This window comes from Caldimonas sp., from assembly GCF_046291045.1.
Taxonomy (GTDB): domain Bacteria; phylum Pseudomonadota; class Gammaproteobacteria; order Burkholderiales; family Burkholderiaceae_C; genus Caldimonas.
In genome coordinates this window covers 32,442-48,000 of record NZ_JBKBSL010000021.1, presented here as the reverse complement: position 1 = coordinate 48,000, position 15,559 = coordinate 32,442, and the positions used below count along the sequence as shown (strand labels likewise).

At 68.5% G+C, this 15,559-nt stretch carries 11 protein-coding genes and 1 pseudogene; 9 read left to right on the top strand and 3 right to left on the bottom strand.

The window, feature by feature from the left end:
* Positions 1-4: 4 nt before the first annotated feature.
* A complete protein-coding gene (gene xdhA, locus ACK4ZD_RS09470; protein WP_409660877.1) occupies positions 5-1,540 on the bottom strand; it encodes a xanthine dehydrogenase small subunit in 1,536 nt (511 codons plus the stop codon).
* Positions 1,541-1,667: 127 nt separating this feature from the next.
* Between xdhA and ACK4ZD_RS09465 the strand changes: the two genes are divergently transcribed.
* The 7 genes and pseudogenes from ACK4ZD_RS09465 (at position 1,668) to ACK4ZD_RS09435 (ending at position 10,285) form a co-directional block, all read left to right on the top strand.
* A complete protein-coding gene (locus ACK4ZD_RS09465; protein ID WP_409660875.1) occupies positions 1,668-2,621 on the top strand; it encodes a LysR family transcriptional regulator in 954 nt (317 codons plus the stop codon).
* 25 nt (positions 2,622-2,646) lie between these two features.
* Positions 2,647-3,963 carry a guanine deaminase gene (gene guaD, locus ACK4ZD_RS09460; protein WP_409660872.1) on the top strand — a complete coding sequence of 439 codons (1,317 nt, stop codon included), beginning with the start codon at positions 2,647-2,649 and terminating at the stop codon, positions 3,961-3,963.
* Positions 3,964-4,086: 123 nt separating this feature from the next.
* Positions 4,087-5,406 (top strand): annotated as a pseudogene (locus ACK4ZD_RS09455) (NCS2 family permease).
* Between the two features lie 117 nt (positions 5,407-5,523).
* Positions 5,524-7,071: an ABC transporter ATP-binding protein gene (locus ACK4ZD_RS09450; RefSeq protein WP_409660871.1), complete on the top strand. Its 1,548-nt coding sequence runs from the start codon at positions 5,524-5,526 to the stop codon at positions 7,069-7,071.
* Positions 7,064-8,158, top strand: a complete 1,095-nt coding sequence (locus ACK4ZD_RS09445; protein WP_409660869.1) for an ABC transporter permease — start codon at positions 7,064-7,066, stop codon at positions 8,156-8,158. The genes ACK4ZD_RS09450 and ACK4ZD_RS09445 overlap by 8 nt, the downstream gene beginning before the upstream one ends.
* A gap of 1 nt (position 8,159) precedes the next feature.
* Complete coding sequence (locus ACK4ZD_RS09440; RefSeq protein WP_409660866.1) at positions 8,160-9,080, top strand: ABC transporter permease; 921 nt, start codon at positions 8,160-8,162, stop codon at positions 9,078-9,080.
* A 56-nt stretch (positions 9,081-9,136) separates the two neighbouring features.
* Positions 9,137-10,285 (top strand): BMP family ABC transporter substrate-binding protein, encoded by a 1,149-nt coding sequence (locus tag ACK4ZD_RS09435; protein ID WP_409660863.1) that lies wholly within the window; start codon positions 9,137-9,139, stop codon positions 10,283-10,285.
* Between the two features lie 152 nt (positions 10,286-10,437).
* Here ACK4ZD_RS09435 and ACK4ZD_RS09430 read toward each other — a convergent pair whose 3' ends face one another.
* The gene (locus ACK4ZD_RS09430; RefSeq protein WP_409660861.1) at positions 10,438-12,024 is read right to left on the bottom strand and encodes a carboxylesterase/lipase family protein; all 1,587 of its coding nucleotides are present in this window, start codon (positions 12,022-12,024) and stop codon (positions 10,438-10,440) included.
* Positions 12,025-12,356: 332 nt separating this feature from the next.
* On the opposite strand from ACK4ZD_RS09430, the gene ACK4ZD_RS09425 reads away from it, so the two are divergent.
* A complete protein-coding gene (locus ACK4ZD_RS09425) occupies positions 12,357-13,400 on the top strand; it encodes an adenosine deaminase (protein WP_409660858.1) in 1,044 nt (347 codons plus the stop codon).
* Between the two features lie 62 nt (positions 13,401-13,462).
* A complete protein-coding gene (locus tag ACK4ZD_RS09420) occupies positions 13,463-14,572 on the top strand; it encodes a BMP family ABC transporter substrate-binding protein (protein WP_409660856.1) in 1,110 nt (369 codons plus the stop codon).
* On the opposite strand, the gene ACK4ZD_RS09415 is transcribed toward ACK4ZD_RS09420, so the two are convergent.
* The gene (locus ACK4ZD_RS09415; protein ID WP_409660854.1) at positions 14,573-15,415 is read right to left on the bottom strand and encodes a dioxygenase; all 843 of its coding nucleotides are present in this window, start codon (positions 15,413-15,415) and stop codon (positions 14,573-14,575) included.
* Positions 15,416-15,559: the final 144 nt, after the last annotated feature.

Sequence of the window (15,559 nt, the reverse complement as noted above, 5' to 3'; positions counted from 1 at the left end):
GTCCTCACACATCGGCCGGGGCGGGCAGGGCGTGCGGCATGTCGTGCCACACCATCACGGGGGCGGCACCGGGGCGGGTGTCGTACCAGGCCCGCAGGATCAGGTTGCGCGCCACCTTCAGGCGGTACTCGGCCGTGGCCCGCATGTCGGTCAGCGGCTGGTAGTCCTGCGAGAGCGCCTCCATGGCGGCCTGCACACGCTCGTGCGACCAGGGCCCACCGCGCAGCGCGGCCTCGGCGCGGGGAGCGCGGCGCACCGTGGCGGCCATGCCGCCGTAGGCCAGGCGCACGTCACGCACGGTGTCGCCGTCCAGCCACAGGGACAGCCCCAGGCACACCGCGGAGATGTCGCTGTCGTAGCGCTTGCTGATCTTGTAGCCGCGCACCACCTGGCCCGCCTGGGGCAGGGGCACCTCCAGCGACTGAACGAACTCGCCCGGCTCCAGCGCGTTCTTCATGTAGTCGAGGTAGAAGTCGGCGAGCATCAGCCGGCGCACCCGTTCGCCGCGGCGCAGCACGATCTGCGCATCCAGCGCGATGAGCGCCGGTGCGCTGTCGCCGATGGGCGACCCGTTGGCCACGTTGCCCCCCATGGTGCCGGCATGCCGGATGGGCGGCGAGGCAAAGCGCAGCCACAGCTCGGCCAGATTCGGATACTGCGCCACCAGGGCGCTCCAGGCCGCCTCGAGCGTGGCGCCTGCACCGATGTGCAGCCGGCCGTCGCGCCGCTCGATGTGCCGCAGCTCGGCGACCTCGCCCAGGTAGATGAGGTCACCGAGATCGCGCAGCTGCTTGGTGACCCACAGGCCCACGTCGGTGGAGCCGGCCAGCAGCCGGGCCTGCGGATGGGCCAGGCGCAGATCGGCCAGCTCGGCCAGCGTGCGTGGGGCGAAGAAGCGGGCCGCGCCGGCGGGGGACGCGAGCTGCGCGCCCTGTTCGCCGGCCAGGCTGCGCAGCGCCTGTTCGATGGGCGCGGTGTCGAAGGTCGTCGCCGGCAGGTCGAACATGCGTTCGCCTGCGTCCAGGATCGGCCGGTAGCCGGTGCAGCGGCACAGGTTGCCCGACAGGTCGTCGGCCAGTTGCTGGCGGCTGGGCCGGCCGGCGGCACCGCAGCCGTGGCGTTCATAGGTGTGCCACAGTGACATCACGAAGCCCGGGGTGCAAAAGCCGCACTGCGAGCCATGGCATTCGACCAGGGCCTGCTGCACCGGGTGCAGGCGGCCGCCGGCCAGGCGCTTGAGATCCTCCACCGTGAACAGGGCCTTGCCGTCCAGCGTCGGCAGGAACTGGATGCAGGCATTGACGTTGCGCAGGTCCAGCGCACCCACGCGGCTGACACCGGGCGCCGGCGGGGCGGAAAGATCGGCCAGCTCGCCGATGACCACGGTGCAGGCGCCGCAGTCGCCCTCGGCGCAGCCTTCCTTGGTGCCGGTGCAGTGGAGGTCCTCGCGCAGGTACTGCAGCACCGTGCGAGTGGGCACGGCCTCGGGCAGGGTGTGCAGCCGGCCTTGGGCGTAGAAGCGGATCGGTCGCGTGAGCATGGCGTCGAAGGTGATGATGCAAGGCCGCTGCCGCAACGGCGGCGGCCCGGGGCGGATACCGCAACGGTAACGCCAACGTCTGCCCAGCGTATACGAGAATCCGAATAAAGGTTATTGGAGAACCGATATGGCACTGCGCGCCGATTTCGACAAGATCGAGCTCCATCTCGTCCGCGTCCTGCACACCGTGATCACCGAACGCAGCGTCTCTCGTGCCGCCTTGAAGCTGGGCCTGACCCAGCCGGCCGTCAGTGCCCATCTGCGCCGTCTGCGTGAGCTGACGGGCGATGCGCTGCTGGTGCGTTCGGGCAACGGCATGGCGCCCACGCCCAGCGCGCTGGATCTGCTCGAGCCTGCGGCCACCGTGCTGCGCGAGGCCGAGCGCCTGTTCGGGGCGCGTCAGCGCAGCCGCAGCTTCGACCCGCAGACGGCCACCTGGTCTTTCCGTGTGGCCGCCAGTGACTACCTCGACCCGCTCTTTCTGCCCCAGCTCGTGGCCCACATCAAGCACGAGGCGCCGCTGGTGCAGCTCGATCTCGTCCCACTGACAGCGGAGTTCGACGTGCGCCGCGCGCTGGCCTCGGGGGAGGTCGATTTGGTGGTGGGCAACTGGCTGGAACCGCCCGAGGAGCTGCACCTGGGGCGTCTGCTCACCGACGAGGTGGTCTGCCTGGTCAACCAGGACCACCCCGCCGTGCGCAGCGCCCGCGGCTGGACGGTCGAGCGCTACCTTGACTGTGAGCATGTCGCCCCCACGCCGCTGCACACCGGGCGCGAAGCCCTGGGCGTGATCGACGCCTACCTCGACGCTCAGGGCCTGCACCGGCGCGTCACCGTGCGCAGCGCCCACTTCGGGCAGATTCCGCAGATGGTGGCCGCCAGCCTGCTGGTGCTGACCACCGGGCGGCAGTTCTGCCAGCGCTACGTCCATCATCTGCCGGTGCGCATCGTGCGCTGCCCGGTGGCTTTTCCACCCATGAGCTACTACCAGCTCTGGCACGACCGCACCCATCCGTCCGCAGCCCACCGTTGGTTCCGCGAGCAGGTGCGTGATGTCGCTCGCGCCCTGGTGCCGCAATGACCCTGACTCCCAGGATGCCCTGCAGATGACCGCCACCTCCCGCTCCAAGTTCGCCCTGCGCGGCGACCTGCTCGACTTCACTGCCGATCCGGGCTGGGGCGTCGAGCCGGGTGCGGCCGTGCGCTTTCGGCCCGACCACTGGCTGCTGGTGGAAGACGGTGTGATCCGCGGCGCGCATTCCAGCGATGCTGCCCTCGATGCGAGCTGGACGCGCATCGACCACCGTGGCCGCCTGGTGCTGCCGGGTTTCGTGGACACCCATGTGCATGCCCCCCAGCTCGACGTGATCGCCAGCTTCGGCACCGAGCTGCTGGACTGGCTGAACACCTACACCTTCCCGGCCGAGCAGCGCTATGCCGATCCGCACGAGGCCCAGGCCGGGGCCGAGCGCTTCTGCGATGCCCTGCTGGCCCACGGCACCACCAGCGCGGTGGTCTTCCCCACCGTGCACAAGGTCAGTGCAGATGCGCTGCTGGCGGCTGCCCACGCCCGTGGCATGCGCATGGTGGCCGGCAAGGTGCTGATGGATCGCAACGCCCCGCCTGGGCTGCTGGACACCGTCGACAGCGCCGAACGCGACAGCCGCGAACTCATCGAACGTTGGCACGGCCGCGGCCGCCTCGCCTATGCGATGACCGTGCGCTTTGCTCCCACCAGCACCGTGGCGCAGCTCGAGATGGCCGGCCGCCTGATGCGCGAGGTGCCGGGGCTGTACATGCAGACCCATGTGGCCGAGAACCGCGCCGAGGTGGAGTGGGTGCGCGAGCTCTTTCCCCAGGCCCGCAGCTACCTCGACGTCTACCACCGCCACGGCCTGCTCGGCCGGCAGGCCGTGCTGGCGCACGGTATCTGGCTCGACGACGCCGACCGCGCCCTGCTGGCAGCCACCGGGGCCCAGATCGCCCACAGCCCGAGCTCCAACCTCTTTCTCGGCAGTGGCCTGTTCGGCTGGCGGGCCCTTGAAGACGCGGGCGCCCGGGTGAGCGTGGCCAGCGACGTGGGCGGCGGCACCAGCCTGTCGATGATCCGCACTCTGGCCGAAGCCTACAAGGTCCAGGCCCTGCAAGGGGTGAAGCTCACCGCTTGGAAGGGCCTGTACACCGCCACCCGAGGCGCCGCCATCGCCCTGGGGCTGGACCACGAGATCGGCAGCCTGGAGGCCGGCCGCCTGGCTGACCTGTGCGTGTGGGACTGGGCCTTGGGCCCCGTGGGCGAGCGCCGCCTGGCCGTGGCCACGGGACTGCACGAGAAGGTGTTTGCCTGGATGACTCTGGCCGACGAGCGCCACCTGGCCGAGGCCTTCGTGGCGGGCGTGGCACGCGTGCGGCGCGACACCGGCTGACCGTCGTTCCCCGAAACCCGTTCCCTGACCATCACAAGCGGGCGAGTCCGACCCGCACTGAGGAGACAAACCATGCAGGCCCAGACCGATCCCACGCCCGGCGTTGCCGACATCCACCCCCCGATGCCGTCCGCCGCGTCCCGACCGCTGCTGGAACGATGGTTCCAGCTGCACGCGCACGGCACCGACGTGCGCACCGAACTCACCGCAGGGCTGACGACCTTCCTGACGATGGCCTACATCATCTTCGTCAACCCCTCCATCCTGGGCGATGCCGGCATGCCCAAGGATGCCGTTTTCGTGGCCACCTGCCTGATCGCAGCACTGGGCACGCTGATCATGGGCCTGTACGCCAACTACCCCATCGCCCTGGCCCCGGGCATGGGGTTGAACGCCTACTTCGCCTACGTGGTGGTGCTGGGCATGGGCTACACCTGGCAGGTCGCACTGGGGGCGGTCTTCATCTCGGGCTGCCTCTTTTTGCTCGTCACCCTGCTCAAGCTGCGCGAGCTCATCATCCGGGGCATTCCCCACTCGCTGCGGGTGGCCATCACGGTGGGCATTGGGATGTTCCTGGCCATCATTGCCCTCAAGAGCGCCGGCATCGTCGCCGCGTCCAAGGCTACCTACGTGACGCTGGGCAACCTGCACCAGCCCTCCGTGGTGCTGGCCGTCCTGGGTTTTTTCACCATCGTCGTGCTCGACCGTCTCAAGGTGCGCGGCGCCATCCTGATCGGCATCCTGCTGGCCACCGTGCTGTCCTTCGTGTTCGCGGGCAACACCTTCGTGGGCGTGTTTTCCGCACCGCCTTCGATCGCACCGACCTTCCTGGCGCTGGACATCCGCGGGGCCCTCGCAGTGGGCGTGTTCAACGTGATCCTCGTGTTCTTCCTGGTCGAACTCTTCGACGCCACCGGCACGCTGATGGGCGTGGCCAAGCGGGCTGGCCTGCTTGGCGAAGGCAAGATGCACCGCATGAACCGGGCCCTGCTGGCCGACAGCGGCGCCATCTTTGCGGGATCGCTGCTGGGCACGTCCAGCACCACGGCCTACATCGAGAGCGCCTCGGGCGTGCAGGCCGGCGGGCGCACGGGCCTGACGGCCGTGACCGTGGCCGTGCTCTTCCTGGCCTGCCTGATGATCTCGCCGCTGGCCGGCTCGGTGCCGGCCTAGGCCACGGCACCGGCGCTGTTCTTCGTGGCCTGCCTGATGTTGCGCGAGCTCACCGAACTCGATTGGGAGGACACCACCGAGGTCATCCCGGCGGCCGTCACCGCCCTGACCATGCCGCTGACCTACTCCATCGCCAACGGCATCGCCTTCGGCTTCATCAGCTATGCGGTGCTCAAGCTGGGCACCGGCCAGGCCCGCCAGGCCCATCCGATGGTGTGGATCATCGGCGGCATCTTCCTCTTCAAGTTCATTTTCATCGGGGGCCACTGAGCCTGGCTGCACGGCGGCCTGCGCCCCGGCCCGGCTCTCGTGCTTCTGGCCGGGGCCGTCCCGGGAAAGGCACAATCACGGGCCGTGAACACGCCGGCCCGTCCTTCGGAGAACCCCATGCCCCTGCGCCTCGAACTGCTGGGCATCAGCAAGCAGTACCCTGCCGTCAAGGCCAACGATCGGGTGAACCTCAAGGTAGCGCCCGGCGAGATCCATGCCGTGCTGGGCGAGAACGGGGCCGGCAAATCCACGCTGATGAAGATCATCTACGGCGCGGTGCAGCCCGACGAGGGCGAGATGCGCTGGAACGGACAGCCGGTACGGGTGCGCAATCCGCACGAGGCGCGTGAGCTGGGCATCAGCATGGTGTTCCAACATTTCTCGCTGTTCGACACCCTCACCGCGGCCGAGAACGTATGGCTCGGCCTGGGCCGGGGACTGAGCCTGGCCCAGGTGAGCGAGCGCATCCGCGAGGTCTCCGGGCAGTACGGGCTGGACGTCGATCCCCAGCGCCCCGTGCACACGCTCAGCGTGGGCGAGCGCCAGCGCGTCGAGATCGTGCGGGCGCTGCTGACGAACCCACAACTGCTCATTCTGGACGAGCCCACCTCGGTGCTCACGCCCCAGGCGGTGGACAAACTCTTCGTCACCTTGCGCAAGCTGGCCGACACCGGCTGCTCCATCCTCTACATCAGCCACAAGCTCGACGAGATCCGTGCGCTGTGCCACCACTGCACGGTGCTGCGCGGCGGCCGGGTCACCGGCGAGGTCGACCCGACGAAGGAAACCAACGCCAGTCTGTCGCGCCTGATGATCGGAGCCGACCCGCCCGAGCTGGTGCATCGCGAGGCCCGGGCCGGCCCGGTGGCGCTGGCCGTGCAGGGCCTGAGCCTGCCCAAACTCCACCCCTTCGGCACTGCGCTGCACGACATCGCCTTCGAGCTGCGCGCCGGCGAGATCCTCGGGGTGGCCGGGGTGTCGGGCAATGGCCAGCAGGAGCTGCTGGCGGCCTTGTCGGGCGAGGACACGCGCGCCCCGGTGGGCAGCATCCGCCTGTTCGGCCAGGACATCGCCCGCCACGATGCCCGCCGCCGCCGCCGACAAGGCCTGCACTTCGTGCCCGAGGAGCGCTTGGGGCGCGGGGCCGTGCCCACGCTGTCGCTGGCGCTCAACACCCTGCTCACGCGCACCGAGGCCGTGCACCGCACGACCGGCTGGATCGACCTGCGCCACGTGCGTGAGATGACCGAGGCGATCATCGGCCGCTTCCAGGTCAAGGCCGGCGGCCCCGCCGCCGTGGCCAAAAGCCTGTCGGGTGGCAACCTGCAAAAGTTCATCGTCGGGCGCGAGATCAGCGCCAGCCCCAAGGTGCTGATCGTCGCCCAGCCCACCTGGGGGGTGGACGTCGGGGCCGCCGCGCAGATCCGCGGCGAGCTGCTGGCGCTGCGCGATGCCGGCTGCGCGCTGCTCGTGGTCAGCGAGGAGCTCGACGAGCTTTTCGAGATCAGCGACCGGCTCGTCGTGATCGCCCAGGGGCGGCTGTCGCCCGCTTTGCGCACGCGGGAGGCCACCGTCGAGCGCATCGGCGAGTGGATGAGCGGCCTGTGGCCGCGCGAGGCTGCCCAGGCGCCCTCACCGTCTCCCACCGGAGTGCACCATGCTTAAGCTCGAAGCCCGCGCGACGCCGTCGCGGGCGATGTCCTTCGCCTCGCCCTTGCTGGCACTGGCCATTACCGTGCTGATCGGCATCGGCCTATTCGTCATGCTCGGCAAGGATCCCGTGCGCGGCCTGCAGATGTTTTTCGTCGAGCCGCTCAAGAGCGGCTATCAGCTCAGCGAACTAGCGATGAAGGCCGTGCCCTTGGTGCTGATCGCCCTGGGACTGGCGGTGTGCTTTCGCTCCAATGTCTGGAACATCGGTGCCGAAGGCCAGTTCATCCTTGGGGCCATCTTCGCCGGCGGCGTGGCGATGCAGGCCGGACCCGACACCGCCCGCGGGTTCTTCGTCGTGGTGCTACTGGCCGGCGTGGTGGGCGGCATGGTGTGGGCAGCGCTCACCGCCGGCCTGCGAGACGGCTTCAACGCCAACGAGATTCTGGTGAGCCTCATGCTGGTCTACGTGGCCGACATGCTGCTGAGCTACCTCGTCTACGGTCCCTGGAAAGACCCGGCGGGCTTCAACTTCCCACAGACAGTCACGTTCGCCGATGCCACCAAGGTGCCGCGCCTGTTCACCGGTCTGCGGGTCAACATCGGCCTCATCGTGGCGCTCGTGATGGTGGCCGTGTTCAGCATCTTTCTCTTCCGCACCTACGCGGGCCTGAAGCTGCAGGTGGGTGGCCTGGCGCCGATGGCCGCGCGCTATGCGGGCTTCTCCTCGCGCCAGGCGCTGTGGACGGCGCTGCTGGTCTCCGGGGGCATGGCCGGCCTGGCCGGTGCGCTGGAAGCCGCCGGCCCGCTGGGCCAGCTCACGCCGCACGTGCCCTCGGGCTATGGCTTTGCCGCCATCATCGTGGCTTTCGTGGGGCGGCTCCACCCGGTGGGCATCGTCTTCTCCGCGATCCTCATGAGCATGTTTTACATCGGCGGTGAACTCGCCCAGTCGCGCATGGGCCTGCCCAAGTCCATTACCGGCGTCTTCCAGGGCCTGCTGCTGTTTGCGCTGCTGGCCTGCGACACGCTGATCCACCACCGCATCCGCTGGCGGCTCAGGGGGCGCCCAGTGGGGAGCGTTGCCAAGGAAGGGGCCTGACATGGAGCCGATCGCCCTGCTGATCGCGGCCACGATGAATGCCGGCACGGTGCTGGCCATCGCCTCGCTGGGCCTGCTCATCAACGAGCGCGCCGGCATCGTCAACCTTGGGGCCGAGGGCATGATGCTGGTGGCCGCCATCGCCGGTTTCGCCACTGGTGTGCACACCGGCAACGACTGGCTGGCCTTCGCAGCGGGCGCCGGTGCCGGCGCGACCATGGCGCTGGTGTTCGGGCTCCTGGTCATCTGGCTCAACACCAACCAGTACGCCTCGGGTCTGGCCCTCAGCCTTTTCGGCGTGGGCTTCTCGGCCTTCGTCGGCATCCGCTACACCCAGGAGCGCTTGAGCGACCGGCCCCGCTTCGAGATCCCGGGCCTGGCCGACCTGCCGTTCTTCGGCTCGGCCTTCTTCAAGCACCACCCCATGGTCTACTTCGCCATCGTGCTGACGCTGGCGCTGGCGTGGTTCCTCTATCGCTCACGGGCCGGCCTGGTGCTGCGTGCCGTGGGCGAATCGCCGGAGTCGGCCCACGCGCTGGGCTATCCGGTGCGGCGCATCCGGCTGCTGGCCGTGCTGGCCGGTGGCGCGCTGTGCGGCCTGGCCGGGGCCTACATCTCGGTCATCTACACCCCGCTGTGGGTGGAGGGCATGATCGCCGGCAAGGGCTGGATCGCGCTGGCCCTCACCACCTTCGCCACCTGGCGCCCGGCACGCGTGTTGCTTGGGGCCTACCTGTTCGGCGGCGTGACCATGCTCCAGTTCCACCTGCAGGGGCAGGGCGTGCAGATCGCCAGTCAGTTGCTGACGATGCTGCCCTACCTGGCCACCATCGTGGTGCTGGTGCTGATCTCGCGCAACCCGAGCTTCATCCGCGTCAACATGCCGGCCTCGCTGGGCAAGCCCTTCTACCCCGGCGGCTGATGGCGACATAATTGCCCGTTCACCTTCCTCCACCCTTTCATCGGAGACGCTTCGACATGACCGACTTCACCAAACGCACCCTGGTCCGTCTGGCCGGCCTGGGGGCCCTGGCGGCCGCGGCCGCCCTCGTGGGCTGCGGCAAGAAGGAAGAGCCGCCGGCGCCGGCGCCGGCCGCGCAGGCCCCGGCAGCCAAGCCCGAGCCGCTGAAGATCGCCTTCGCTTACGTGGGGCCGGTGGGGGATGCCGGTTGGACCTTCGCTCACGACAACGGCCGCAAGGCCATCGAGGCCGAGTTCGGCGACCGCGTGCAGACCTCCTTCGTTGAGAGCGTGCCCGAAGGCGCCGACGCCGAGCGCGTGATCCGCGACATGGTCAACCAGGGCAACAAGCTCATCTTCGGCACCACCTTCGGCTACATGGACTACATGCTGAAGATCGCCGGCGACCACAAGGATGTGAAGTTCGAGCATGCCACCGGCTACAAGACGGCCGAGAACATGCGCACCTACGACTCGCGTACCTATGAAGGGGCCTACATGGCCGGCGTGATCGCCGGCGCGATGACGAAATCGAACACCCTGGGCGTGGTGGGCTCGGTGCCCATTCCCGAGGTGATCCGCAACATCAACTCCTTCACCCTGGGCGCGCAGAGCGTCAACCCCAAGGTCACCACCAAGGTGGTGTGGGTCAACAAGTGGTTCGACCCGCCCAAGGAAGGCGAGGCCGCGCAGTCGCTGCTCAACCAGGGCGCCGACGTGCTGTTCCAGAACACCGATTCCTCGGCCGTGCTGCAGGCCGCGGAGAAGGCCGGCAAACTCGCCTTCGGCTGGGACTCCGACATGAGCCACTTCGGCCCCAACGCTCACCTCGCCTCGGCCATCATCAATTGGGCGCCGTACTACATCAAGGCCACGCGCGACGTGCTCGAGGGCACCTGGAAGACCGAGACCACTTGGTGGGGTGTCAAGGAAGGCGCGATCGACCTGGTCTCCGTCTCCGACAAGGTGCCGGCCGACATCCGCGCCAAGGTCGATGCCGTCAAGGCCGGTCTGAAGGACGGCAGCTTCCAGATCTGGAAGGGCCCCATCGTCGGACAAGATGGCAAGGAGATCCTGAAGGCCGGTGAGGTGGCTGACGACAAGTTCCTGCACGGTATCAACTTCTACATCAAAGGTGTGGAAGGCCGTGTGCCCACCGGGAGCTGACCCCAGGGCATGAAGACCGCCGGGGCCTTGTCCCCGGCTTTTTTTTGACCGAGGCCACTCGATGGGGGAGCGAGCCGAGAGGGCGCAGCAAAAAAAAGAAGCCCGCCGTGCGGCGGGCTCAACCCCGTTCCCTGAAGTTGATTGATCGTGGGTCAGTCGTCGTTCAGGCTGGACCAGACGGTGTCGCAGTGGTGCTCCGTGGCGAAGTTCAGGCGCGTGGCGATGCCCTCGCCGCCCGCCACATCCAGGCCCAGGTAGATCGGCGTGTCGCTGGCGAAGGCAGGCCAGGACGGCAGTCCGACCACATCGGGCTGGCCGGTGCGCGCAAACCTGGAAAAGTAGCGCACGATCGCATGCTTCAACGCCGTCTGTTCGGCATTCAGAGGGCGGGGCATGTCGAAGAGGTATTGAAGTTCAGCCGAGTGAGCGGCGCCTTGCGGGAAGCTCACGGCAGGCAAGACCTCGGGCGCGGTGCGGTCGCGAAACTCATAGGCATAGACCGACTGGCCGTGACCGGATAGCCGGCGTGCCACATTGAGGCCGTTGCAGGCAAACACCAAGTCGGTGCCCAGGGCCCCGAAGGCAAAGCTCGCGTTGTCGGCGAACAGGGCGGGGTGGTAGGTCCCGCTGGCCAGGATGCTGGCGATCGGCGCCGGCAGCCCCAGTCCCGTGATGGCCGCGGGCAGGGTCTCGGGCGTGAGTGGGGCTGCGCCCCCCAACTCGCTCAACGCGGCAAAGAGCCGGTACTCGTCTCGCGTGGAGCCTTGAAGCACAGGCATCGGGTGCTGAGTGCCCGCCCAAATTTTGTGGCGTACCGACGCATCGAGAACGCGGCCATCGATACTGGGAACCGGTCCGCGAGGGTAAGCCGTCATCTGCGCACCGAGCAAGGCTGTCACCGGAAGGCTGCGCAGGCACTCCACACTGCCGGTGTCGCACGTGGTGCCGCCGGACCCCGAGACGATGCTCATTGCGGCGGTGGCCAAGGCTTGTCCCTTGCTTTCCGACTGACTCAGGCTGTCTTGCACGTCCAGACCGTAGGCACCGCTCATCACGATGGCCTTGTGGAACAGCCCGGCCGACTCGGGGGCCGCCAGGTGGGACAAGACGCTGAAGCCGCCAGCCGACTCACCGAAGAGCGTCACATTGCCCGGATCACCGCCGAATGCGGCGATGTTGTCTCTCACCCACCGCAGCGCGAACTGCTGGTCCATCAATCCGTAGTTGCCGGAATGGCCGCCTTGCTCGGCACTCAAGGCCGGATGGGCCATGAAGCCGAGCGCTCCGAGGCGATAGTTCAGCGTCACGACGACCACGTTTTGGCCGACCAAGCTGGAGACATCCGGATACGCCGTGCTGGAGCCGAGGTAAAACGCTCCGCCATGGATCCATACCATCACCGGATGGGGACCGGGGGCCCTCGGACGGAATACGTTGAGGGTCAGACAGTCTTCATTGGTGGTCGGGCTGGGGGTGCCGAATGCGCTGGCCGGTTGAGCGCACGCGGGGCCGAATTCCTGGGCTTGGCGCTCTTGGGTCCAGGCGACCGGGGCTTGCGGCGCCCGCCAACGAAGGGCTCCGATGGGCGGCGCGGCATAGGGGATGCCCTTGAACTGCACCATCGAAGGACCAGCCGTGCCGCGCACAGGTCCATGGGTGGTCATCACGCGGGTGAGGGCGTCCTCGCCGTCCGGGCGTTCATTGCCGCCACCGCAGGCGACGACAGTCAGGGCGAGCATCCAGGCGGTCAGCAGTTTGAGTCTGACCCGGGTCTTTGAGGGGTGCAAGGGTGTCTCCTTCCTCATGATCGAGGCGCGTGTTCGCGCAGTTTTGCGCCATGATTCCACTCCCGCCCGTCGAGGAAGTGTCTCGTGGGCGGCAGGACGAACCCGCACCTCAGGCGTCACCTGTGCGACAGTTCAGCCTAGGTCTGGCAGTTGGGCGCGCTCACCCGAAAGGTGCAGAGCATCGAGGCTCCTTTCGTCAAGCGACTCAAGACCTTGCATGCGCAGCAAAGCGGTCAACTGCCGGAACCGGGTTCAACGGTCCTGACACGTTCGAGGCGACGACCATGCAAGTGAACGCGACACTTCCCCCGCAGGCCTTGGCCGATGTGCTGCGCACCATGCCGAAGGCCGAGTTGCACATCCACATCGAAGGCTCGCTGGAGCCCGAGCTCATCTTCGAACTGGCCCGGCGCAACGGCGTGGCCCTGGCCTACCCCGACGTCGAGAGCCTTCGGCGTGCTTATGCCTTCACCGACCTGCAAAGCTTCCTCGACATCTATTACGCCGGTGCGAGCGTGCTGCTGAAGGAGGACGATTTCTTCGATATGGCCATGGCCTATTTCCGCCGGGCTGTCGCGGACGGCATCGTGCATGCCGAGGTGTTCTTCGATCCGCAGACCCACACTGCGCGCGGCGTCCCCTTCGAGACGGTGATGCGCGGGCTCACGCGGGCCCGGGAGACGGCGCAGCGGGAACTGGGGCTGAGCAGCGCGTACATCCTGTGCTTCCTGAGACACCTCAGCGAAGACGCCGCTTTCGAGACGCTCGAAGAGGCGCTGCCTTGGCGGGAGCATTTCATCGGCGTGGGCCTGGACAGCAGCGAGCGCGGCCATCCTCCCGAGAAGTTCGCCCGGGTGTTCGCACGTTGCCGTCAGCTGGGTTTGCGCCTCGTGGCGCATGCCGGCGAGGAGGGGCCTGCCGCCTATGTGCGCAGTGCGCTGGACGAGCTGAAGGTCGAGCGCATCGACCATGGCGTGCGGGCCCTGGAGGATGCGGAACTGGTCCGGCGCCTGGCACGCGAGCGCGTTCCGCTCACGGTGTGCCCGCTGTCCAACGTCAAGCTGCGTGTCTTCGACCGGCTGTCCGATCACAATCTGGGACAATTGCTGGCTTCGGGGCTGGTGGCCACCGTCAATTCCGACGATCCGGCCTACTTTGGCGGCTACCTGCACCAGAACTTCGTCGAGACCTTTGCCGCGCTGCCTGCATTGCAGGTGCGCGAGGCCTACGTCCTGGCGCGCAACAGCATCGAGGCAAGCTTCGCCGAGGCCTCGGCCAAGGCGCGCTGGGTCGATCGGCTCGACGCCCATTTCGAGAGCTTTCACTGAACGCGTGTCCTCCGCGCCCCAGGAGGCCACGCGCCTGCTTCGGGGCCATGTAGAGGAACACCATGTACAAAAACCTCAGGCGTGCGGCCGCAGCCGCCGTCTCCGCACTCGTCTTCGCCAGCGGCCCGTCGGCCCAGACCCCTCCACCCAACCCGCTGCCGGCCGCACCCGCGCCGCTGAAGGTGGGCTTTGTCTTCGTCAGCCCAGTGGGCGAAGCGGGCTGGACCTACCAGCACAACCAGGGCCGACTCGAACTCGAGAAGAAGCTCGGCACCAAGGTGCAGACCACCTTCGTCGAGAACGTGGCCGAGGGGGCTGACTCCGAGCGCGTGATGCGCGACCTGGCGGCCCAGGGCCACCGCCTCATCTTCGCCACCAGCTTCGGCTACCTGGAGCCGGCGCTGAAAGTCGCTTCGGAGTTTCCGCAGGTGGCCTTCGAGCATGCGGGCGGCTACAAGACCGCGACCAACCTCAACACCTACAACGCCCGCTACTACGAAGGGCGCTATCTGGCCGGCCTGATCGCCGGGCGCATGACGCGCAGCGGCACGGCCGGCTATGTGGCGGGCTTCCCGGTGCCCGAGGTGGTGCAGGGCATCAACGCCTTCGCCCGCGGCCTGCGCGAGGCCAACCCTCAGGCCCAGTTGCGCGTGATCTGGCTCAACGCCTGGTTCGACCCGGCACGCGAGCGCGAGGCGGCCCTGACGCTGATGCGACAGGGGGCGGACGTACTCACCAACCATAGCGGCTCGACCGCGGTGGCCCAGACGGCCGAGGCCGAGGGCCGCTGGTTCATCGGCTACCAGAGCGACATGCGCCGCTTCGCCCCGAAGCGCCAGCTCACGGCCGTCACCCACCACTGGGGCGGCTACTACACCCGCGTGGCCCAAGCCGTGCTCGAAGGCCGCTGGACGGCCACACCGGCCTGGGGCGGGCTGAAGGACGGCTTCATCGACCTGGCGGCGCTGCACCCGGACATCCCGGCCGAGGTGGTGAAACTCGTGCGCGAGCGCCGTCAGGCCATCGAACAAGGCCGCTTCCACCCCTTCGCCGGGCGCATCGTCGACAACCAGGGCCGTGTGCGCCACGAGGGTGGCCCGATGGACGACCGCCGCATCGCGGCGATGGACTACTACGTCGAAGGCGTGGTGGGGCAGTTGCCCGGGCGGTGATCAGCCGGCCAGGGCCTGCGCGAGCCGGGTCGCCTGCGGGCCGAAGGCATAGGCGTCCATGCCCAGGCAGCCATAGGTCACGCCGGCGTGCAGCCGCACCGGCGCGGCCTGGCGTCCGCCCGCCCCGCCCGGGACGTAGAAAGGCAGCCAGTGCTCGTCGGTGGGGTGCATCAGGGCGGCATGCGGGGCCTGCCGCCGGTAGTCGATCAGGGCGGGCCAGTCGCGCGCCAGGCTGCGTTCCCACACCCAGTGGCGGAAGGCCGCGCATTCTGGCGTCTCGGGCCGGTCCTCAGAGCGGCCGCCACCGAGCGCCAGACGCAGGTTGTGCGTGAGGCTGCCGGTGCCCAGGATCAGCACACCCTCGTCAGCCAGCGGCGCCAGGGCCTCGCCGATCGCAAAGTGTTCGGCCGCAGCAGCAAAGGGTACCAGCGACAGCGGCACGATCGGGATGTCGGCCTTCGGCCAGGCGTGGATCAACGGCGTCCAGATGCCGTGATCCAGCCCGCCTGCGGCCAGCACGTGGTGCGCGATGCCGGCGTCGGTCAGGCATGCGGACGCGGCGTTCGCCACGGCAGGATCGCCCGGGGCGTCGTAGCGCATCTCGTCAAGCGCCTGGGGAAAGCCCCCGAAGTCGTGGACGGTGTGGTGCTGCGCGGCTGCCAGCAGCGCCGGCTCGCGCGTGGTGGTGTGCGCCGAGACCGCCAGGATGGCGCGCGGCCGGCCGAAGGCCTGCTCCAGGGCCGGCCCCAGGCGCCGGAAGAAGGCGCCGGTGTCGCCCGGGTCCAGCGCGATCAGCGGCGAGCCGTGGGACAGGAAGACCGGGGGCAGGGGGGAGATCGTCATACCGGCAGTGGACCATGACGCAGGCTGCACGGGGTTGCGCCGGCTTGACGTCAGCGTTCAGAACCGTTCACGCCGCCAGGGCCCGCCGCCCCGGAAGACCCCAGGGCGGCGCCCGGGTCCGGGCTCGGCTATCGTTGCCGTTCG

Bases quoted from the DNA above. Each gene is read 5' to 3' on its own strand.
- ACK4ZD_RS09415 (WP_409660854.1), bottom strand. From the start codon at position 15,415: ATGACGATCTCCCCCCTGCCCCCGGTCTTCCTGTCCCACGGCTCGCCG.
- ACK4ZD_RS09445 (WP_409660869.1), top strand. From the start codon at position 7,064: ATGCTTAAGCTCGAAGCCCGCGCGACGCCGTCGCGGGCGATGTCCTTC.
- ACK4ZD_RS09465 (WP_409660875.1), top strand. From the start codon at position 1,668: ATGGCACTGCGCGCCGATTTCGACAAGATCGAGCTCCATCTCGTCCGC.
- ACK4ZD_RS09425 (WP_409660858.1), top strand. From the start codon at position 12,357: ATGCAAGTGAACGCGACACTTCCCCCGCAGGCCTTGGCCGATGTGCTG.
- ACK4ZD_RS09430 (WP_409660861.1), bottom strand. From the start codon at position 12,024: ATGCTCGCCCTGACTGTCGTCGCCTGCGGTGGCGGCAATGAACGCCCG.
- ACK4ZD_RS09420 (WP_409660856.1), top strand. From the start codon at position 13,463: ATGTACAAAAACCTCAGGCGTGCGGCCGCAGCCGCCGTCTCCGCACTC.
- ACK4ZD_RS09440 (WP_409660866.1), top strand. From the start codon at position 8,160: ATGGAGCCGATCGCCCTGCTGATCGCGGCCACGATGAATGCCGGCACG.
- ACK4ZD_RS09435 (WP_409660863.1), top strand. From the start codon at position 9,137: ATGACCGACTTCACCAAACGCACCCTGGTCCGTCTGGCCGGCCTGGGG.
- xdhA (WP_409660877.1), bottom strand. From the start codon at position 1,540: ATGCTCACGCGACCGATCCGCTTCTACGCCCAAGGCCGGCTGCACACC.
- guaD (WP_409660872.1), top strand. From the start codon at position 2,647: ATGACCGCCACCTCCCGCTCCAAGTTCGCCCTGCGCGGCGACCTGCTC.
- ACK4ZD_RS09450 (WP_409660871.1), top strand. From the start codon at position 5,524: ATGCCCCTGCGCCTCGAACTGCTGGGCATCAGCAAGCAGTACCCTGCC.